Source organism: Aestuariivirga sp. (assembly GCF_037139295.1).
Lineage (GTDB): Bacteria > Pseudomonadota > Alphaproteobacteria > Rhizobiales > Aestuariivirgaceae > Aestuariivirga.
On record NZ_JBAXGR010000067.1, the window covers coordinates 1 to 20,210 of the forward strand.

Sequence of the window (20,210 nt, forward strand, 5' to 3'; positions counted from 1 at the left end):
GGCAAGGGCTTCCCCATCGAGGTCTATAACGTGCTGGGCGCGGGCGACAGCTTCATGTCCGGCTTCCTGCGTGGCTGGCTCAAGGGCGAGGATTACGCGACGAGCGCCACATGGGCCAATGCCTGCGGCGCCTTCGCGGTGTCGCGCCTGCTGTGTTCGCCCGAGATTCCGACATGGGAGGAACTGCAGTATTTCCTCACTCACGGCAGCCCGTACAAGGCGCTGCGCAAGGATGAGGCGATCAACCACGTGCACTGGGCGACCACGCGGCGCAAGCAGCCGGAGCAGCTGCTGGCCTTCGCCATCGACCACCGCATGCAGATGGAGAAGATGGCGGATGATGCAGGTGCACCCCGCGCGCGCCTCAACGACTTCAAGCGGCTGGCAATCCAGGCCATCGGGCGGGTTTCGAAGGGCAAGCCCGGTTACGGCACGCTGCTCGACGACGTCTATGGCCGCGAGGCGATGTTCGATGCGGCGAAGCTGGGGCTGTGGGTGGGACGCCCGCTGGAACAGCCGGGCTCGCGGCCCTTGCGCTTCGAGTTCACCCAGGACGTGGGAGCGAGGCTGGCCGAGTGGCCGGTGACGCACACCATCAAGTGCCTTGCCTTCTATCACCCGGATGATCCGCAGGCGCTGAAGGACGAACAGGCACAGAAGCTGCGAACACTCTATGAGGCCGCACGCAAGGTGGGGCGTGAGTTGCTGGTGGAGATCATCGCCGGCAAGAGCGGACCGCTGGACGACATGACCATCGCGCGCGCCATGACGGAACTCTATGCGCTGGGCATCAAGCCCGACTGGTGGAAGCTGGAGCCGCAGGCGTCGGCCAAGGCGTGGGAGAACATCGCCGCGGTGATCGAGAAGAACGACCCGTGGTGCCGCGGCGTGGTGCTGCTCGGGCTCGACGCGCCGGAGGCGGAGCTGGCAAAGGGATTTGCCGCGGTTGCCGGTCAGCCCGTGGTCAAGGGCTTCACGGTGGGCCGCACCATTTTCAGCAATGCGGCACAGAAGTGGCTCAAGGGCGAGATGACGGACGAGCAGGCGGTGACGGACATGGCGGCGCGGTTTCAGGCGCTGGTGGACATCTGGAACAGGGCGCGGACGGCGTGATCCCCACATTCCGTCACCCCGGCGAAAGCCGGGGCCCCGCTTTGAGAGCCACAAGAAAGCTGGGTCCCGGCTTTCGCCGGGATGACGGCAAGTAACAAGATACTGAATTCCTCAAGGAGCCTTCACATGAGCAAGACCATTCGTCTCACCGCCGCGCAGGCGCTCGTCAGGTTCATGACGGAGCAGATGACCGTCGTCGACGACAGGGACGTGCCGGTCTTCGCCGGCATGTGGGCGATCTTCGGGCATGGCAATGTGGCCGGCATGGGCGAGGCGCTGTGGCATGTGAGGGACGAGCTTCCCACCTATCGCGGCCAGAACGAGCAGTCGATGGCGCATGCGGCGATTGCCTATGCCAAGACGATGCGCCGCCGACGCATGATGGCCTGCACCACCTCGATCGGGCCTGGCGCCATCAACATGGTGACGGCCGCCGCTGTTGCGCATGTCGACCGCATTCCGCTGCTGCTGATCCCCGGCGACATCTTTGCCAGCAGGCGACCCGACCCGGTGCTGCAGCAGGCGGAGGATTTCGGCGATGGCACCATCTCGGTGAATGACTGCTTCAAGCCGGTGTCGCGCTATTTCGACCGCATCATGCGGCCCGAGCAGCTGATCCCGGCCTTGAACCGCGCCATGGTGGTGTTGACGGATCCCGCCGAATGCGGGCCGGTGACGCTGTCCTTCTGCCAGGATGTGCAGGCCGAGGCTTATGACTATCCTGTAAGCTTCTTCGCGGAACGTCTGTGGGTGCCGCGTCGCGTCCGCCCGGACGAGACCGAGCTGGCCGATGCCGTGGAGGCGCTGCGCGAGGCGCAGAAGCCCGTGATCATCGCAGGCGGTGGCGTGCTGTTCTCGGAAGCCTCCGCGACGCTGGCGGCCTTTGCGGCAAGGCACGGCATTCCGGTGATGGAGACCCAAGGCGGCAAGTCATCGCTGCCCTTCGCCGATCCCTTGAACATGGGCGCCGTCGGCGTCACCGGCACGGGGGCTGCGAACCGGCTGTGCGAGCAGGCGGACGTGATCCTCGCGGTGGGCACAAGACTTCAGGACTTCACCACCGGTTCATGGGCGCTGTTCCAGAATCCGGAGAAGACCCTCATCGGCCTCAACACGCAGGTGTTCGATGCCACCAAGCATCGGGCACTTCCGCTGGTGGCGGATGCGCGGGTGGGCCTCGAGGAGCTTTCCGCAAACCTTGGCCCTTGGGCCGCGCCAAAGGCGTGGACGGCGGACGCCAAGGCGGGCTTCACGGCGTGGATGGCGACGGCCGACACCTACACCGCGCCCACCAATGCCGAGCGGCCTTCCGACGCGCAGGTGATTGGTGCCGTGCAGCGCGCGCTGGGGCGCGAGGTGTCGCTGATGGGGGCATCGGGTGGCTTGCCGGGCGAGCTGCACAAGCTGTGGCAGGCGAGCTATCCCTCCTCCTATCACCTCGAATATGGCTTCTCCTGCATGGGCTACGAGATTGCCGGTGGCATCGGCATGAAGATGGCGCAGCCCGACCGCGAAGTGGTCGTCATGCTGGGCGACGGCAGCTACATGATGATGAATTCGGAGCTCGCCACGAGCGTGATGATGGGGGTGAAGATCACCGTCGTGCTGCTCGACAACCGGGGCTATGGCTGCATCAACCGGCTGCAGCATGCCTGCGGCGGCGAGCGTTTCAACAACCTCTATGACTACAACACCTTCCAGGAGCAGAGCCCGCAGATCGACTTCGTGATGCATGCGCGCTCACAAGGTGCCATCGCGGTGAAGGCGAACTCGCTGGCGGAGTTGGAAGCAGCGCTGGTGGAGGCGAAGTCGGCACCGCGCACCACGGTGATCGTCATCGATACCGACCCGATGATCTCCACCGATGCCGGTGGACATTGGTGGGAAGTGGCAGTACCGGAAGTATCAATAAGGCCGCAGGTGAACGTGGCGCGCAAGAACCATGAAGCCGCTCTCGCCAAGCAGCGCGTGGGCGACTGAAGGAGAACCGCCATGTCGAAGCTCAAGATCCACCCGACCCGCGACACCGGACGCATCGTGCATGTGACGCCCGAGAGTGCGGGCTGGACGCATGTGGGCTTCGATGTGTGGAAGCTGAAGCCGGGCGGGGTGACCGAAGGTGGCGAACCGGGCCGCGAGGTCTGCCTCGTCTTCATCGGCGGCAAGGGCCATGTGTTCGTGGGCGCCAAGGACTTCGGCGTGCTGGGCGAGCGGAACTCGCCCTTCGAGGGCAAGCCGTGGTCGGTCTATATCCCGGCGGGCGAGCGCTGGAAGGTTACGGCGGAGAATGCCGTGACGCTTGCGGTCTGCACCGCACCGGGCGAGGGCGGCAAGCACCCGGCGCGCGTCATAGCCCCCGATGGCCTGCACCAGGAAACGCGCGGCAAGGGCTCCAACACGCGGCACGTCACCAATATCATTCCCGAATGGGATGCAGCCGAGGGGCTTCTGGTGGTCGAGGTCATCACGCCGGGTGGCTGCACCTCGAGCTACCCGCCGCACAAGCATGACGAAGACAATCTACCCCACGAGTCGGCGCTGGAAGAAACTTACTACCATCGCATCAGTCCGCCGCAGGGCTTCGCCTTCCAGCGCGTCTATACCGACGACCGGTCTTTGGATGAGGCGATGGCGGTGGAGGATGGCGACGTGACGCTGGTGCCCAGGGGCTATCACCCCTGCGCCACCACGCATGGCTATGACCTCTATTACTTGAACGTGATGGCCGGGCCGCGGCGGACATGGAAGTTCCACAATGCGCCGGAACATGAGTGGCTGCTGAAGGCGTGAGGGCGTGTGGGCCAAAGGATGCGCGGGTCGAGCCCGCGCATGATGAATTGAAAAGACGCTCCAGACCTCATCATGCCCGGGCTTGTTCCGGGCATCTTTTTTGTGCTGCTCAGTTCACCTTCAGCGTCTGGCGATATTTCTCCGCGTCCCAGTTCACCAGCCGGTCGACGTCCTCATCGGTCAGCGCCACCAGCGGGTCTCTCTCTTCCACGCGGCGCATGACGTCGGCGAGGCAGCGGCCCATGGGTTCGATGGCGGGCTTTGCATCGTTGCGAATGAGCACGCCGACACCGGGGATGGCGATGAGCGGCGGGTTGCCGTCGAAGGTGGTGGCCACGCCGACGCCGAGGAAGACCACGTGGTCAGGGTAGAACACCTTGTGCTGGCCGCGCCTCAGGGCGAGCGGATCGGTTGCGAGCGCGTGGGTCTCGTCCATCACCGCGGGCGCGTAGGCGGTTCCCGCACTGTGACCTTCGAGCGCGGCGCGGTCCACCTTCGCGGCGGCGCGAACCGGACGGGTGACGGCGGCGACCACCTTGTCGAGAAGCGCTTCGGCATCTTCCACCGTATCGGCGGCAACTGCGAGGCCGTGGTTGCCGAGGACGAGCACATTGACGCCGGGGCGGATGCGCGACTGGATCGCACCCGCCAACGGCAGGCCGGGGCGGGCATAGGGGATAAAGGCCCAGTCGAAGCCTGCGAGCTTCTCGGCGAGGCGCTGCTCGCCATCCGCACGGATGGCCCAGGCGATGGTGTTGACGCAGTGGACATGCACCACCACGCGCTGCGGCATCAAGGCGTGCACGGTGGTTTCGATCGAGGGGCGAAGGCCGGTGCTGTTCAGGTCGGTGCGCACGAAGGCTGTGCAGGACTCGCAAGCGGGGTCGTCCTTGGCGAGTGCGGCGAGGATTGCGGCGTGGTCGAGCGGCACGAAGATGTCACGCGCGGCGGCATCCTTCAGCCATGTGCCGGACGCCTTGATCCACATGACGCCATCGTCCTTGAGCGACGTGTTGCCGCCGGCGGCCTGTACCAGCAGCGGGTCACTGCCGACTTTGGCCGAGAGTGCGCGCAGGCGGTCGATCTCTACCATTGGAAGGCATCCATCACGTAATCGGGTTGGGGAGAGAGCGTTGCGGCGTCATGTCCTGCCGAGACACCCTGCAGCACGAGGAGGGTTTCGAGCCCGGCATTGCGTCCACCCGCCACGTCATGCTCGGCACTGTCGCCGATGCAGAGGATGCGCGAGGGATTGCCGATGAGGCGCGCGGCTTCGCGGTAAATCCCTGCATAGGGCTTGCCGATCCATGTGACCTTGCCGCCCATCTCTTCGTAAAGCGCGGCGATGGCGCCGGGAGCGGGCATGAGGCCCTTTGGCGTCAGCATCAGCTTGTCCGGGTTGCAGCAGACGGCGGGGAGCGTGATGTCGGTGAGCATCTTGCGATAGTTATCGAGCGAGGTTTTCGGCGCGTTGGAGCCGAGAATGAGGATGATCTCGGCGTCGCGCGGATCGTTCACAAAAGTGATGCCGTCGAAGCCATAGTCCTCGCCGTCCTTGCCGATGAGGAAGGCGCGCTTTGCGGTAAGGCCCGAGAAAGCGACTTCACCCGAGCTCACCGCATCGACGAAGTGATCGCGCGGCACGCCCATCTTCACGAGGCGCTGGCGGTTCGATTCTGCGCGCTTGCCAGAATTGGTCATCACCGCAACGGGAATGCCGAGCGCCTTCAGCTCGCTGAGCACGCGCGCCGTGCCGGGGTAGAGCGTCTGGCCGTCATGGATGACGCCGAACTGGTCGATCAGCATCCCGTCGAAGCGGGACGCAATCTGGTGAAGGCCGTCAATTCGCTTTGCTTCAATTGGCATGGCCGATGCCTCGCCATGCCAGTCGTGCGGTGCCGACGGCGGCGTGTTCGCTCAAGGACGGTTTTTCCGGCACGCCGAGTGCCTTCAGCCGGATCGCCGTCCATGCCGCATTGGCGGCACCGCCGCCTGCGGTGCGGATGCTGATCAGCGGCGATGCGCCGAGCTGGCCCAGCTTGGCATAGGCCTCCGCCTCGATCCGCGCGATGCCTTCGAGGATGCCCTGGAAGAACACGCGGTCATCGGCGGGCCGCGGCGTGAGGCGCGGCTGGAGATTCGGATCGTTGACGGGGAAGCGTTCGCCGGGCTTGGGGAGAGGGTAATAGTCGAGGCCAGTGGGCACGCCGGGGTCGAGCAGCGGCGTGAGGCGCGCGATGTCGTCCTTGCTGAAGTAGGCGCCGATGGCAGCACCTCCGGTGTTCGATGCACCACCTGCCAGCCACTGGTCACCGATGCGGTGGCTGTAGATGCCGAAGTCCGGGGCGAAGACAGGCTCGGCCGAGAGCAGCTTCAGGGTGAGCGTGGTGCCGAGCGAGGTGACGCCGTCACCCGGTTCGGAAGCACCCGATGCGAGGAAAGCGGCGCAGCCGTCCGTCGTTCCGGCGACGATGGCGGTGTTGGCGGGCAGGCCCAGCTGGGCGGCCATTTCCGCCGTGATGTTGCCGATCTTGGTGCCGGCGGGAACGACGGTGGGGAAGAGCGCCACGTCGAAGCCCGTCTTCGCGATCCATGACGGCCAGGTGCGGGTGACGGGGTCGTAGCCCGATTTGAGTGCGTTGTTCTCGTCCGTCACGTCATAGCGGCCCGACAGCTTGCCGAGCACCCAGTCGGCCTGGTGAATGATGCGGGCGCCCTGGCCCACGAATTCCATGGCGCGAGCGAGCGGCGAGGTGCCGCCCAGCGCCGCCGTCTCACGCGGGGCGACGGCGACGATTTTCGCAAGGTTGGCCTTGTCGCAGACGTCGTTGTACATGGAGCCGAGGCTTGCTGGCGCGCCATCGGCGTTGACGGCGAGGATGGTGCCGGACGTGCCGTCGATCGAGATGGCGCGGACCTGCAGGCCATCGAGCTTCAGCGCGGCGAAGGCAGCAAGCGTGGCGTTCCACCACAGCTGCGGGTCCTGCCATGCGCGGCCGAAATCGGTGATCGGCGCCACGATGGGCGCTGACGACATGGCCTTCAGCGCGTTGTTCTCATCGGTGGCGGCGATGCGCACGCCGGAGGTGCCGATGTCGATTCCCAATGCGACGGGGATGGTCATTTCGTTTCCATGGCGAGGATAGATGTTGCGGTCAGCTCGTCGGTGATGATGACGTCGCACATGCCGCCCTTGAGCACGCCTCGCAAGCCCGGCACCTTGGTCTTGCCGCCGGACGCGATCATGACGCAGGGAATGTCCTTTAGTTTCTCAGGGCTCAGCGCCACGACGCGCTGGTTGAGCGGGTGGTCGACGACGCGGCCCTCGCGGTCGATCCAGTGGGCGGAGATGTCGCCCACCGCACCGGCCTTGAGGAGATCGTCGACATCGGCGCGCGACACGAGGCCGACCCTTGTCATGGTGCAGGTGGGGGTGAGTTCACCGACCGAGAGGAAGGCCAGGTCCACCTTCTCGCCGCGCTCGAAGATTTCCTTCAGCATGGGCTGGGCCATCAGCAGGTCGCGCGTCGACTGCGTGTCGGTCAAGGCCGGGGCGGCAACGTAATAGCATTGTGCGCCGACGAGATCAGCGAGGTGCGAGGCGGTCTCGTGCGGGTTCATGGCCGAGCCGCGCGTGAGGCCGCCCAGGAGCGAGACGACGGAGAGGCGATTGAGCTGGCGGCGCGGCACCGACTGGATCGAAAGCCTGAGGGTGCGGCCCCAGCCCACACCCACCGACATGCCGTCCTTCAGCCGCGCCGACAGGGCAGCCGCCGCGGCGGTGGCGATGACCTGCGGGATCAGCGCCTGGTCGGGCGGGGTGGGAACGACCACCGCATCCTCGAGGCCATACTGGTTCCGGAGCCTTTCCTCGAGTTCGACGCAGGAGGCGAGGCGGCCCGTGATGTTGATCTGGACGAGGCCCTGATCACGCGCCTGCGCGAGGAGGCGGTTGACGCGGGTGCGGTTCAAGCCGAGCTTCTTGCCGATCTGCGCCTGGGTGAGGCCCGCCACGAAATAGAGCCAGGCGGCACGGGTGGCGAGCTGCTCATCGGGGTCGATGGCGAGAGCGACGCCGAGGGGCGGCGAGGTATCGGGAAGTGCGCGTGTCTCGCCCTCGTCCATCATCGCCTCATGAACTGCGGTGCAGGGCCGCCCAGGGAATGTCGAGTGCGGTATCGTTCGTCAATGCATCGAGCAGGGCGGAGGTGAGCGGCAGGGATTTGGCATCCAGCCTGCCGTTCTTCATCATGGCGCGCAGCGTTGGCGCCACGGTGACGCCGAGCTCGGCCCCCTCGATGGTGTCGCCCTTCATCGGGCCGTCCTTTGTCTGCTGGTAGGTGAGGCCGCGGCCGAGGTTGTTGCCGAGCCTCGAATTGCGGCCAGCTTGGGCAGTGACATAGAGATCGCCCGCACCCGGCATGCCCCAGACGCTCTGTTCCGTGCCGCCATGGGCGGTGGAGAGCACCATCAATTCGCGGATCGCCTGATCGAAGATGATGGCAGCGGCATTGTGGTTGAAGGCGCGGTTCTCGGTGGCGGCCATCTTCTCCAGATGGCCCGCCGCCCAACCGACGCCAATGGCGAAGAAATTCTTGAAGGCCGCACAGATCTCGACGCCGATCACGTCGCCCGAGAGGCGCGGGTGATAATAGTCGCACTCCAGCATGTCGCAGAGCGATTGCGCGAACGGCAAATCATGCGAGGTGATGACGGTGCCGGTGTGACGCCTGACCGCGAGTTCGCCCGCGATGCAGGGACCGCCGATGGCGGCGATCTTCAGCACAATGCCGGTGCGGCGCTTCACTTCAGCCGCAACGCGGTCCGGCAGTGCCGTGAGGCGATCAGTCTCCGGGTGCATGCCCTTGGTGATCATGACGACGGGCACTGGTGCTTTCAGTGTCTCGCACAGCCGGTCGATGGCCCAGTTGACGCCGGCCGAGCTGATGCCGAGCAGGATCAGGTCCGTGTCGGTTCCCAGCGCCTTGGCGAAGTCGCCATGCTGGTAGGCGACGACGCCGTCCGGGAGCTTGACGTTGAGCTTGGGGTGGCGGCCGCAAGCCTTCACGCTATCGATGATCTCGGTGTCGAGATGGGTGCCGACGAGGCGAACGCTGTGGCCACGGTCACGCAGCGGCAGGCACATGGAGGAACCCATAACGCCGGCGCCGAGGATGGTGACGATGCTCACGCCAGGGCCTTTCCGCTTTCCGCGTCGAACAGGTGGACCTTGTCGAGGCGCGGCATGAGGTGGAATGTCTCGTCACGCGCCAGCGATACGCGATCCTGGGTGATGGCGCAGATTTCCTGGCCGCCCATGTCGGCGTAGATGTGCATTTCGGGGCCGGTCGGCTCCACCACCACGACCTTGGCGGGCGCACCTGAGCCAAAGGTGAAGTGCTCCGGCCGGATGCCATAGACCACCTTCTGCCCGATCGTGGCGTTGTGGACCGGCGGCAGCGGCAGGGTGGTGCCTTCGCCGAGCAGCACGCCATTGGGCGTCACTTCGCCCTTCAGCAGGTTCATCGACGGCGAGCCGATGAATTCCGCCACGAAGAGGTTGGCGGGCTTGTCATAGACCTCGAGCGGCGAGCCTTCCTGCTCGATGTAGCCATCGCGCAGGATGACGATCTTGTCGGCCATGGTCATGGCCTCGATCTGGTCATGGGTCACGTAGACGGTCGTCGTCTGCAGCCGGTCATGGAGTTCCTTGATCTCGGTGCGCATCTGGACGCGCAGCTTGGCATCGAGGTTCGACAGCGGCTCGTCGAACAGGAAGACGGCGGGGTTGCGCACGATAGCGCGACCCATGGCGACGCGCTGGCGCTGGCCGCCCGAAAGCTCACGCGGGTAGCGGTCGAGATAGGGCTCGAGGTTGAGGATCTTGGCGGCCCATGCCACCTTCTCGTCGATCTCGGCCTTGGGACGCTTGGCGAGGATGAGCGAGAAGCTCATGTTGTCGCGCACCTTCATGTGGGCGTAAAGCGCGTAGTTCTGGAACACCATGGCGATGTTCCGGTCCTTGGGATGCACGTCGTTGACGCGGCGGCCCTGGATTTCGATGTCACCACCCGTCACCGACTCGAGGCCGGCAATCATGCGCAGCAGGGTGGACTTGCCGCAGCCCGATGGGCCGAGCAGCACCACGAAGGAACCATCCTCGATCGTGAGGTCGATGCCGTGGACGACCTCCAGGTTGCCGTAGTTTTTTCTGACGTTCTTGATCGTTACCGATGACATGTCTTCTACGGTCCTATTGTTCGTCGCGGGCGAGGAATTCGTCGAGCAGGCCCGCATCATCCGCAAGATCCAGGAAGGACCAGCGGTTGCGGACGTCCCGGGCATGTTTCATGGCGTCGCGCCAGACCTTGCGGTCCAGCCCGAGCTCGGTTGCGGTGGTGGGGCCACCGGCGGCGGCGAGCGTCGCCTTCATCTTGGCGGGGTCCATGAGCATGGGGCGCAGTTCCTCGCGGAGCTGCGGCCACATGACAGCAAGCTTCTTGTTGAAGGCTTCTGCTCCCGCACGGTCGAAGGACTTCTTCTTCGCTTCCGCGTAGCACATGCTGCCGATGGCCTCGCCGTAGCGGGCGATGAATTCCTTCTCCTCGATGTGTGTCGCCTTGATGAGGGGCGGCTGGTCCATCGCAAGGAGTTCATGGTGGAGGCGCGCGATGGCGAGCGATGCCACACCTACCTGCTGGCCGTGGGTGGAGCCGGGGTGCTTGTCGCCTGCGAACATGTCGATCCAGTGCGACACCTGGTGCTCGCCCATCGAGCCGTGATGCGAGACGCCGGTGAAGCAGACGCCGAGGCCGCAGAGCGTCAGCACGCGATGCAGGTGGCCGTTGGCAGCGATGTCATGCGTCTTCAGCCCCGCCGCGGACTCGATCATTCGCTGTTCGTCTTCACCGATCAGCGTGTAGGGCACTCCCGAATAGAAGGTGTCGAACAGGCGGTGCGAGGTCCACCATTCAACCTGTGCGGTGGGGCGGCAGAGCGAGTCGCCCAGGCCCGCGGCAGACAGCCAGTGCGGGGCCTTTGCCGAAACCTTGAGATCAAGGAAGATGCCACGCGGCGCGTGGGCGGGAAGCGACGTCTTGTAACCGTTGGCCAGCGTTACCGAGGCGGTGGAGGCCGCATAGCCGTTCATCGAGGCGGCGGTGCCGAAGGTGGCGTATTTCCGGCCATCCTTGAAGGTTGCGTATTTGCAGGTGTCGGACAGCGCGCCGGAGCCGACGGCGACGATGGCATCGGCGTGGCGGGTCGCTTCCTGCACCATGGCGATGGTGGGCTCGTCGCAGTGGATGTGGCCCGGCAGCACCAGCTCATCGATGGTGCCGAGGCCCTTCAGATGCTTGGCGACGCGGCGGCCCATGGCCTCATGCGTGTTGACGTCGGAGACCACCGCGATGCGCTTGCCGAGTTTCAGGGGGGCCAGCATGTCGGCCTCGCCGCCGTCGAGATCGTCCTCGATGCGGATCACCTCGAAGGGGACGGTGGCGGTCTTGCCGGTCGCCGGGTCCTTCCAGTGGCCTGCGACGACATCGCTGATCAGTTCATTCCAGTCGGTCATTTTTGTGCACTTCGCGAAAAATCGACGAGTTTCTGGTTCCAGTCGGAGAGCTTCGGCCAGAGCTCCGAATAGACGCCGAGGAGTTCCTGGTAGCGGGCCGAATCCTTCTTCCGTGGGCGGAAGGTCTTGGACGGCTTGCCGGACATGGCGGCGGAGGCTTGCGGCACCGACTTGTACCAGCCCGCACCCTTGGCTGCGGCCATGGCGGCGCCCAGCGCCGAAGCTTCCGCCGTTTCGAGCCGCTTCACGTCACGCGCCGAGGCATCGGCGAGAATCTGGCACCAGAGATCCGAGCGCGAGCCGCCGCCCACGGCGGCGAAATGGGTGATGGGTGTCGTCGCATCGGCTACCTGGTTGGTCATCATCGCCTGTTCCAGTGCCACGCCTTCGAGGAGTGCGCGATAGACATCGCCGCGGCTGTGATTGCCGGAGAGGCCGGCGATGACGCCGCGCGCCGCGCTATCCCAGTAGGGCGTCATCACGCCGGACCAGTAGGGCACGAGCACGAGTCCGTGGGCGCCGATGGGCGAGGCTTTCGCTTCCGTCTCCAGCGCCTTGAAGATGCCGGGGTCCTTGCCCGGCGAGACGTTGAACAACCGCTCCACCATCCAGTTGACGAGGAAGGTGCCGGTGCGGATGGCGGTTTCGAAGGAGAAGCCCTCCTCGCCCACCGCCATCATGGTGCGGAAGGCGCGGTTGGCAGCGTAGTGCTTGCCATAGCTGCCTGACACCGCAGCGGTGCCGAGGTTCACATAGGCGCGGCCCTCGAGGAATGTATTGGCGCCGGTGCCGGCGCACTGGCCATCGCCGCCGCCGGCGATGACGGGCGTTCCCGCCTTGAGGCCGGTGAGCTTCGCAGCTTCGGCGGTGACTTCGCCCATGATCTCGCCGGGTCGATGGAGTCGCGGCAGCTGCTCTCGCGTCAGGCGGGCGGCCTTGAGGAGAACGTCCGACCAGTCATAGGCACCGACGTCGAGCAGGCCCATGGGATCGGCGGAGGCCGTCGAGGTGGCCCACTGGCCGGTGAGGAAATGGGTGAGCACGCCGTGCACTTCGGCCGTCTTGGCGGTCTTCGCCCAGACCTTCGGCATGTGGGTTGAGAGCCAGCGGCAGCGATAAAGGCAGGGGGTGACGTCGGCGGGCTTGCCGGAAATATTGTGGACAGCCTCGGCACCCAGCTCGGCGACGATGTCCTTCACTTCCTTTTGCGCACGCTCGTCGAGCCACAGCGTGCCGGGGCGCAGGGCTTTGCCCTTGGCATCGAACTGCGCGAAGCTTTCGCGCTGGTTGGAGATGGCAAGGCCCGCGACGCGCTTTGCGTCGATCTTCTTCGTCAGTTGCTTCAGCGCCTTGGTGAGGGCGCCTGTCCAGTCGCTGACCTCCTGCTCGAACCAGCCTGGATGCGGGTTGGAGAGCGGAACGGGTGCCCGGCCTTCGGCCACGATTCGGCCCCTGGCATCGAAGGCGATGGCCTTCGTGGCCGTGGTCGAACTGTCGATGCCGATGACAAGATCGCCGCGCATGGGACGGATGATTTCTTTCTGAGATGAAAACGGAGGCGGCAGTGATGCCGCCTCCGCGTATGGTTGCTTAGAGGCCGGCTTCGGCCACTGCGGCATCGATCGCCGCGGCGATGGTGTCCATGCACTTCTTCGGGTCGCCGCCGAAGTCCTGGCCGGTCAAGAGCTTGCCAAGGTTGACGGGGATCTCGTTGTTCGAGAAGCCAGCCCACAGCGGCATGTCAGGCTCAGATGCCATGTCGTTGTCGATGATCCACTTGACCATTTCGAGGTGGCGGGTCGTGCCGGGGCCGACCTTGGCCTTCTCGTTGACGCGCGGATCGGTGAACGACGACAGGCGCATCGGGGCGAAGCCGCCGATGAGCGTGCTGCGGGTCATCACGTCCTTCGAGCAGGCCCACTGCATGAACAGCCAGGCTGCGTCGACGTTCTTGGAGTACTTCGACAGGCCGAGGACCGAGCCGCCCTGGTGGGCGCGGTTCGGAACTTCGCCGAAGCCCACTTCAGACTTGGCGCGGAGCGGCTTGCCGGTGAACGGCTTGGCCGGCATCCACAGGCCCTGCACCTTCGAGTCCGCCGCATCGAGACCGGGGAAGAACTCATCCCAGGATTCGACAAGGGCGCACTGGCCGGACGCCATCATCTGGAACTGGCCGTCCCAGGTGGAGTTGAGCGATTCCGGCGGAGCGTTCTTGATCCACTCCTGGTACAGCGCGAGACCGGCGACACCGGCTTCGTCGTTGCCCTTGAACTTCTTGTCGGCGCCGAAGATCGAGCCGCCGGCGTTCCACACCATCTGGGTCCAGTCGCAGTTCAGCGAATAGTGACCCGACTTGGCCTGGAGGCCGGTGCCGTACATGCCATTGGCCTTCTCCGCTTCCGTGATCTTCTGGATCGCGGCGGTGAATTCCTCCTGCGTGGTCGGAACGGCGATGCCGTGCTTCTCGAGGATGTCCTTGCGGTACATCAGCATGAAGATCGGGATGTCGAAGGGAATACCGACCATCTTGCCATCATACATGGCGAGGCCTTCGACGAGCGGCTTCGAGAAGTCATCCCAGTCGAAGCCCGGCATGGCCAGGTTCGGCTTGTCCTTGTAGTACTGGGTGGGGTCGATCGTGTCCTGGGCGAAGGTGGCAACCCACGACTGGTCGAGGTAGTAGAGGTCGTAGGTGCCGAGCTGGCCCTGCACGTCCTGCGTGGCCTTGGCGAGAACCTGCTCGAGCGGAACGATTTCGACTTCGACTTCGATGCCGGTCGGGTCGGTGAACTCCGCCTTGATCTTGTCGAGCACGACCGTCGGAGGCGTTGCTTCCGAGGTGTAGCGGATCTTGGTGCCCTTGAAGGGCGAACCCACATCCTTCAGCCACTGCGTGACCGAAGCGTCTTGTGCCATGGCCTCGGTGCCGATAAGCCCCAAGTTGCCACGGAAGCCGCGCGAGCCGCCGAGGAGACCGGCCGAGAAGGCCGAGAAGCCGACGCCCGCAAGCGCCATCTTCTTCATGAAATCGCGCTTGGAGATGCGGCGCGCAGCGAATTCGCGTGCCGTATCGGCGATGAAGGTTTTCTTGTCGTAGTCTTTGAAGCTCATAGAGATCCTCCCATGGGTTTGAGCCTTAGGTTCTCGCGCGCGTCTTCACTCTTTCAGGGAGCCAAGCGTGAGGCCGCGCACCAGATTCTTTTGAACGAGCAGGATGAAGATGAAGCCCGGGATCATGGCCGCCGTGCCCAGCGCCGCGATGAAGCCCCATTCATTGCCCGTCGACGTCACGAAAGTCTGGATCTTCACCGGAACGGTTCTGATCTCCGTCGTGAGGAAAAGTGACAGCAGGAACTCGGTCCAGCAGAAGATGAAGACGAGGACCGCAGAAGCCGCGATGCCGCCCTTGACCATCGGCAGCACGATCTTGCGGAAGGTCTGGAACCTTGTGGCGCCGTCGATCATCGCGGCCTCGTCCACGTCCTTCGGCACGTCGTCGAGGAAGGACTTCATCAGCAGCACGGCGATGGGCAGGTTCATCAGCGCATAGATCATCATCAGGCCGAAGTAGCCGGCGTAGAGATTGTCGGTGTCGCGCATGCCGACCGTCTTGTAGATGGTGACGAGCGGCACGAGGATGGCAATGGGCGGCATGAAGCGCTGGCCCAGCACCCAGTTGAGATAGCTGTTGCGGCCCTTGAACATCATGCGCGACACGGCATAGGCCGCGAGCACCGCGATCACCAGCGTGATGGCCGTCGAGCCGAGCGAGATGATGACCGATTCCATGATGGACTGGCGCGAATCGTAAGCCGCCTCGCCGCCAACGCCCATGCCGAGGCCCTGGTCGATGGCGAGCTGCGAGCGCGACATGCCGAACAGCGTCACGCCATAGTTGATGATGGTGGGCACGAAGTCGAAGAAGTTGACGCGGTCCTTGTCGAACACCGCCGAGATCGGCTTGATCGAGGTGAGCGCCCACCAGAAGATGGGGAACATGAAGATGGCCACCACGGTGACGGCGGCAATGTCGCGCAGGATCTGGAGGGGACGCGAGGTTTCCATCACAGCTTGACCTTGAAGACCTTCATGAAGGTCGAGGAAACGAGGATGACGATGATCAGCGTGAGGAGTGCGATCGTCGAGGCATAGGGGAAGTCGGCATTGCCGAAATAGATGCGGCCCGCATAGGAGGTGAGGGTCTCCGTCGCGGTGCCGGGACCTGAGTCGGTCATCACCTTCACGTAGTCGAAGGCGCGGAACAGGTCGATGCCGCGGATCAGCACCGCGATGGCGATGATCTTGCTCATCATGGGCAGCGTCAGCTTGAAGAAGGCCTGGGTGGCCGTGGCGCCGTCAATTGCCGCGGCCTCGAAGGGTTCCTTGGGCAGCGAGCGCAAGCCTGCCAGCATGATCAGCACCATGAAGGGCGTCCACTGCCAGATCTCGGCGGTGAGCACGCCGGCCATGGCGGTGTTCGCCGTGCCGAGGATCGAGAAGCCCGTGGGGAATATCCCCATCGCGATGAGGCCGCGGCTCAAGACGCCGAAGGAACCGTTGAGCATGAGAAGGAACATCATGCCGGTGACGGCGGGCGGGATGACGAGCGGCAACGTCATCATGGCGCGCAGCACGCCATAGCCTTTCCGGTCCGAATCGAGCAGCAGCGCGATCAGCATGCCAAGCGTCAGCTGGAAGAACAGCGCCACGCCCGTATAGAGGAAGGTGTTGTAGATGGCGTTCCAGACGCGCTCGTCGCCGAGGATCTTCGACCAGTTGTGGGTGGGGTCGAACACCATCTTCCGGGTGGCGGCGTTCTTCTTGTAGAGCGACAGCGTGATGGCATAGAGCAGCGGATAGATGCCGAAGATGACCATCAGCGCGGCGGCGGGCAGCAGCCAGGGCACCGGGCTCTCGGACGCCATCCAGCGCGGCAGCCAGGGACGGTTTCCCGTCTCGCGGGGCCCCTCGGCAGAAAGGCTGGCGGAATCGGCAGGCATCAAGACGGCTCCCATGTCCCGACGTTGCGGGCAATTGCATTTGTGATTTTCAAATTGCAAAAGTGCAGGGGAATCCGGCCAGAGTCAACGGCGCACTGGAAATACCGCAACGCAAACAATATGTTGCGGTGCGATATGGGGCGTTTGCAAGACCGATGGGTCGCCATCTTGACCGATTCCTCAGCGCAACCTATATTTAAGAGGTAGCTGGCGCCGGTTGATAAGAGCCCCTTGGGCGCTTCGCAGGATAAACGGGAGTGCGGCCACGCTTCCTCCGGGGTCAGTAAAAGTGGGCTGACCCTTTGGACCAGAGGTCGAACTCATAAGTAATCTGATCTTTGATGAGATCATACGATCGTGTGTCGTTTCGTTCCCATTTTCTGTGAATTGCCCAAGTGCAGTAATCCGTCATCTGCAACATAGGGTCTGTTGCGCAAGGCCAAAAAGCCGTTCGCCAGAGTCGTCTCTTGATCGTTTGGCGAACGACATCATTCACCATTCACCGCGTCTGTAAAAACGGCTTGGCCTTTCTTTGTGCCCACCGAAGCTGCGGTCACAAGTATCTCCTGATTTGGTATCACGTGTTTCGCCATTCCAAATCTGAAGTGGTAATACCATCCATACTGATAAAACCGATGATTGCTCGGCCTTACCTTTGGATCGGCCTTGGATTTCTCCATAATGGTCGCCTGAACTCCAAAGTTGTGCTTGCAGATCAGCTCAAACATTCGATCTCTTACGATCTGTACGTCGGTTGTCGCATGAAAGTACTCTCCAAGCCGATGCCCCTCCCACGCCAGTTGACGCCGAAGCTCCTGGATTTCATCACTGGCTGCGCATGAGTGTGACGTGAGGGTACAGACGATGAAGTAGCGGGACACGTTTGGGGCACGCTTGAAGGCGAAGTCCCCAGCTTCGTCTGCGAAGATGTAGAGGCGAGTCATTCTGACGCAAGGAAAGTCGCCTCTGCCGCCCAAGTCAAATTAATTTACGATCTTAGATTTAGTATTTAACCCAAAAATGACAATTCAGGTCAGAGCGCGTGGAAGCGGGTGTCGGCCTGGTCAAGCCTGCGGCGGATCTGGGTGACGAGCAGGGAATCATCCGGCGCGCAGTTGTCGTAGGTAAGGCGCTCGCCCGCCTTGATGGGCTTCAGCACCTTGGCACCCTGGGCGAGGCCCAATGGCACGGCGTTGGCGTTGCGCGCCTCGGCATGGGTCATGGCCCAGGCGCGATAGTCGATCTCGCCGATGCGGCCCAGGATTTCACCGGGGGAAAGATCGCGCTTGGCCACCGTTACGCATTCGGCGACGGGATGCTCGAGCGGCACCATGTCGGCCTGGCCATGCAGCACGGCGCGGGCGGCCGACAGCGGCACTTCGAGGCTGGTGAGGTGATAGGGGCGGGTGAGGGCGAAGTAGGGGCCCTTGCCGACCTTGAGATCGATCATGCGTTCCTGCAGGCGCGGGTGATCGGTGGTGACGATGCAGAACACGCCGGGGGCAACGCCCTTGCCGATGGAATAGTCGACGCAGCCCTTCTTCGAGAGGACGCCGCCGTCTGACTTGGGGATCAGCACCGAGGCCAGTTCCTCGCGCGTGGCCGCAGGGCCGTGCATGCCGGGCACGTCCGGCACGAGGCCGGTGCAGTTGGCGATGGCCACCATCTCCACCATGGTCTTCGAGCCGTCGACGAACTCGACCAGCATGCGGGCGTTCATGTTGCGGGCCTTGGCTTCCGCCTCATAGTCGGCGGGCACGGCATCCCATTTCAACGGGTTGTTCTTGCCCTTGCCGGCGCAAACGACCTCAAGCCCGATGGACTGGGCGAAGCCAATCAGTTCCAGCGTGGCGGCGGGCTCATCACCTGCGGCACCGGTGTAGACGACGCCGGCGGCTTTCGCGGCCTGGTGCAGGTGGCGGCCGATGGTGATGTCGGCCTCGACGTTGAGCATGACGACATGCTTGCCGTTGGCAATCGCCTCCAGGGCGAACTGCGTACCGGTGTTGGGGTTTCCGGTGGCATCGATCACCACGTCGATGCGGCCGGACTTGGCCAGCACCGCAGGATCCGATGTGATGGCGATGTGCCCATTCTCGATTGCCGCATCGATGGCCGCGGGCGTATCGGCATAGGTGGTGTGGTCTTCGGTGAAGCCCGCCATGGCGGCGGCGGCGCGGGCCTGCGGCGGGCGCATCTCGGCCACGGCGCCAAGGCGCAGGCCCGGCATGCGGTTCAGCTGCACCATGATGTCGGTGCCCATCTGGCCGCAGCCGGCAAGGCCAATGGTGACGGTTCTCCCCGCTTCAGCGCGGGCTTTCAGTTCGGAAACGAGCGGGGAGACGCCAGCGATCACTTCTTCCTCGTGCCTTTCTTCTGCGCGGCGGCCTTCTTCGGCACATCGCGGCGCACCAATCCCGTCACCGAGGGTGCATCGGTCTTCTTGAACTCGCCTGTCTGCTTACCATAGGTTTTCATGCGGGCGAGCACGGTATTCATCTGGTTCGACTTCAGGATGATGGGCTTGCCGACCTGGAGTGCAGCCCAGTACTGGTGGGCGATGGTCTCCACCTCGCCCGCCCGCCACAGCGCCTTTTCGAGGTCGGGGCCGAAGGCGATCTGGCCATGGTTGCCGAGAAGGCAGGCCGAACGGTCCTTCAGCGCCTTCAGCATGAGAGCCGAGAGTTCGGGCGTGCCGAACTCGGCATAGCCGGAGCAGCGGATGTCGGTGCCGCCGGCGATGCCGATCATGTAGTGGAAGGGCGGAATGTCCTTTCGGAGGCAGGCGAGTGCCGTGGCATAGGTCGAATGGGTGTGGACGATGGCACCCGCTTCAGGGCGATGCTTGAAGATGTCGAGGTGCATGCGCCATTCGGTGGAGGGCAGATACTCGCCGATGTAACCGCCGTCGAGATCCATCTCGACCACGTGCTCGGGCTTCATCCGGCCATAGGGAATCCCCGAGGCCGTGATGAGGAAGCCCTCGGGCGTGCGGACGCTCACATTGCCCGACGTGCCCTGGTTGATCCCTTCCTCATTCATTCTGAGGCAGGTGTCGATCACTGCCTGGCGGAGGTCGAGATACTTGAGCTTGGCCATGTAAGCGCTTCCCGGAATGATTGTCAGGTGAATGGCTATAGACCGCTGGGGCCGCCCGCTTCAAGTGTCGAGGGTGATTGACGCCCATGCAGCGAATGCGAGAGAGTGCCCGCAAAGAATTGGAAAGAACGGCATGCGGGAGAGAAATTTGCGCGGCATCGCGGTGGTGGATGTCGGCTATACCAACACCAAGATCGCGCTGTTTTCACCGCAGGGAGAGCTGCTGGCGGAGAGGAAGGCGCCGAGCCTTCACGTGCCCGCGCCCCCTTACAAGCACATCGACCCGGAGCCGATGGTGGCGCTGTGCCGCGCGGCCCTGCCCGAGCTTGATGCGATGCTGCCCATCGACGCCATCGTGCCCACCGCCCATGGCGCGGCCATGGCCTGCCTCGACGCGCAAGGCAACCTCGCGCTGCCGGTGATGGACTATACCAGCGAGCCGCCGCGCCACATCGTGGCGGATTACGAGAAGATCATGCCCAGCTTCGAGGAGGCGCTGTGCCCGCTGCTGCCGATGACCATCACCCATGGCCTGCAGCTTTACTGGCAGCAGCGCATGTGGCCGCAAGCCTTCGCGAAGGTGCGCACGTTGCTGCCGTGGATCCAGTATGTGGCCTTCAGGCTCAGCGGCGTTC

Annotated in this window: 17 protein-coding genes and 1 pseudogene; 4 read left to right on the top strand and 14 right to left on the bottom strand. The window is 64.1% G+C overall.

Going from position 1 to position 20,210, the window contains the following annotated elements; all coding sequences use genetic code 11:
• The 3 genes from WCJ41_RS15180 to iolB form a co-directional block, all read left to right on the top strand.
• Positions 1-1,113, top strand: a 1,113-nt coding sequence (locus tag WCJ41_RS15180; protein ID WP_336906678.1) for a PfkB family carbohydrate kinase, incomplete at its 5' end; no start/stop codon positions are given.
• A gap of 126 nt (positions 1,114-1,239) precedes the next feature.
• The gene (gene iolD / locus WCJ41_RS15185) at positions 1,240-3,093 is read left to right on the top strand and encodes a 3D-(3,5/4)-trihydroxycyclohexane-1,2-dione acylhydrolase (decyclizing) (protein WP_336906679.1); all 1,854 of its coding nucleotides are present in this window, start codon (positions 1,240-1,242) and stop codon (positions 3,091-3,093) included.
• Between the two features lie 12 nt (positions 3,094-3,105).
• Entirely contained in the window at positions 3,106-3,903 is a 798-nt protein-coding gene (gene iolB, locus WCJ41_RS15190; protein WP_336906680.1) for a 5-deoxy-glucuronate isomerase, read from the top strand.
• A 109-nt stretch (positions 3,904-4,012) separates the two neighbouring features.
• Here iolB and WCJ41_RS15195 read toward each other — a convergent pair whose 3' ends face one another.
• From WCJ41_RS15195 to WCJ41_RS15260, 14 genes are all read right to left on the bottom strand, one after another.
• On the bottom strand, positions 4,013-4,996 hold the full coding sequence (locus tag WCJ41_RS15195; protein ID WP_336906681.1) for a class II aldolase/adducin family protein: 984 nt from the start codon (positions 4,994-4,996) through the stop codon (positions 4,013-4,015).
• Positions 4,990-5,769: a TIGR01459 family HAD-type hydrolase gene (locus WCJ41_RS15200; RefSeq protein WP_336906682.1), complete on the bottom strand. Its 780-nt coding sequence runs from the start codon at positions 5,767-5,769 to the stop codon at positions 4,990-4,992. The genes WCJ41_RS15195 and WCJ41_RS15200 overlap by 7 nt, the downstream gene beginning before the upstream one ends.
• A complete protein-coding gene (locus WCJ41_RS15205) occupies positions 5,759-7,027 on the bottom strand; it encodes an FGGY-family carbohydrate kinase (protein WP_336906683.1) in 1,269 nt (422 codons plus the stop codon). The genes WCJ41_RS15200 and WCJ41_RS15205 overlap by 11 nt, the downstream gene beginning before the upstream one ends.
• Positions 7,024-8,031 (bottom strand): sugar-binding transcriptional regulator, encoded by a 1,008-nt coding sequence (locus WCJ41_RS15210; protein ID WP_336906684.1) that lies wholly within the window; start codon positions 8,029-8,031, stop codon positions 7,024-7,026. Before WCJ41_RS15210 ends, WCJ41_RS15205 begins: the two co-directional genes overlap by 4 nt.
• 4 nt (positions 8,032-8,035) lie before the next feature.
• On the bottom strand, positions 8,036-9,094 hold the full coding sequence (locus WCJ41_RS15215) for a hypothetical protein (protein ID WP_336906685.1): 1,059 nt from the start codon (positions 9,092-9,094) through the stop codon (positions 8,036-8,038).
• Positions 9,091-10,143, bottom strand: coding sequence for a sn-glycerol-3-phosphate ABC transporter ATP-binding protein UgpC (gene ugpC / locus WCJ41_RS15220; protein WP_336906686.1), 1,053 nt, complete (start codon positions 10,141-10,143; stop codon positions 9,091-9,093). The genes WCJ41_RS15215 and ugpC overlap by 4 nt, the downstream gene beginning before the upstream one ends.
• A 13-nt stretch (positions 10,144-10,156) precedes the next feature.
• Positions 10,157-11,476, bottom strand: a complete 1,320-nt coding sequence (locus WCJ41_RS15225; RefSeq protein ID WP_336906687.1) for a sn-glycerol-1-phosphate dehydrogenase — start codon at positions 11,474-11,476, stop codon at positions 10,157-10,159.
• Positions 11,473-12,999, bottom strand: coding sequence for an FGGY-family carbohydrate kinase (locus tag WCJ41_RS15230; protein ID WP_336906688.1), 1,527 nt, complete (start codon positions 12,997-12,999; stop codon positions 11,473-11,475). The genes WCJ41_RS15225 and WCJ41_RS15230 overlap by 4 nt, the downstream gene beginning before the upstream one ends.
• A 67-nt stretch (positions 13,000-13,066) precedes the next feature.
• Positions 13,067-14,587: an extracellular solute-binding protein gene (locus tag WCJ41_RS15235; RefSeq protein ID WP_336906689.1), complete on the bottom strand. Its 1,521-nt coding sequence runs from the start codon at positions 14,585-14,587 to the stop codon at positions 13,067-13,069.
• A 45-nt stretch (positions 14,588-14,632) separates the two neighbouring features.
• On the bottom strand, positions 14,633-15,541 hold the full coding sequence (locus WCJ41_RS15240) for a carbohydrate ABC transporter permease (RefSeq protein WP_336906690.1): 909 nt from the start codon (positions 15,539-15,541) through the stop codon (positions 14,633-14,635).
• Complete coding sequence (locus tag WCJ41_RS15245; RefSeq protein ID WP_336906691.1) at positions 15,541-16,476, bottom strand: sugar ABC transporter permease; 936 nt, start codon at positions 16,474-16,476, stop codon at positions 15,541-15,543. The genes WCJ41_RS15240 and WCJ41_RS15245 overlap by 1 nt, the downstream gene beginning before the upstream one ends.
• 488 nt (positions 16,477-16,964) lie before the next feature.
• Positions 16,965-17,420 (bottom strand): hypothetical protein, encoded by a 456-nt coding sequence (locus WCJ41_RS15250; RefSeq protein WP_336906692.1) that lies wholly within the window; start codon positions 17,418-17,420, stop codon positions 16,965-16,967.
• Between the two features lie 89 nt (positions 17,421-17,509).
• The gene (locus tag WCJ41_RS15255) at positions 17,510-18,829 is read right to left on the bottom strand and encodes a Gfo/Idh/MocA family oxidoreductase (protein ID WP_336906694.1); all 1,320 of its coding nucleotides are present in this window, start codon (positions 18,827-18,829) and stop codon (positions 17,510-17,512) included.
• Entirely contained in the window at positions 18,829-19,575 is a 747-nt protein-coding gene (locus tag WCJ41_RS15260) for a class II aldolase/adducin family protein (protein WP_336906693.1), read from the bottom strand. Before WCJ41_RS15260 ends, WCJ41_RS15255 begins: the two co-directional genes overlap by 1 nt.
• A 133-nt stretch (positions 19,576-19,708) precedes the next feature.
• Between WCJ41_RS15260 and WCJ41_RS15265 the strand changes: the two are divergent.
• A pseudogene (locus WCJ41_RS15265) lies at positions 19,709-20,210 on the top strand (hypothetical protein); the annotation flags it as partial.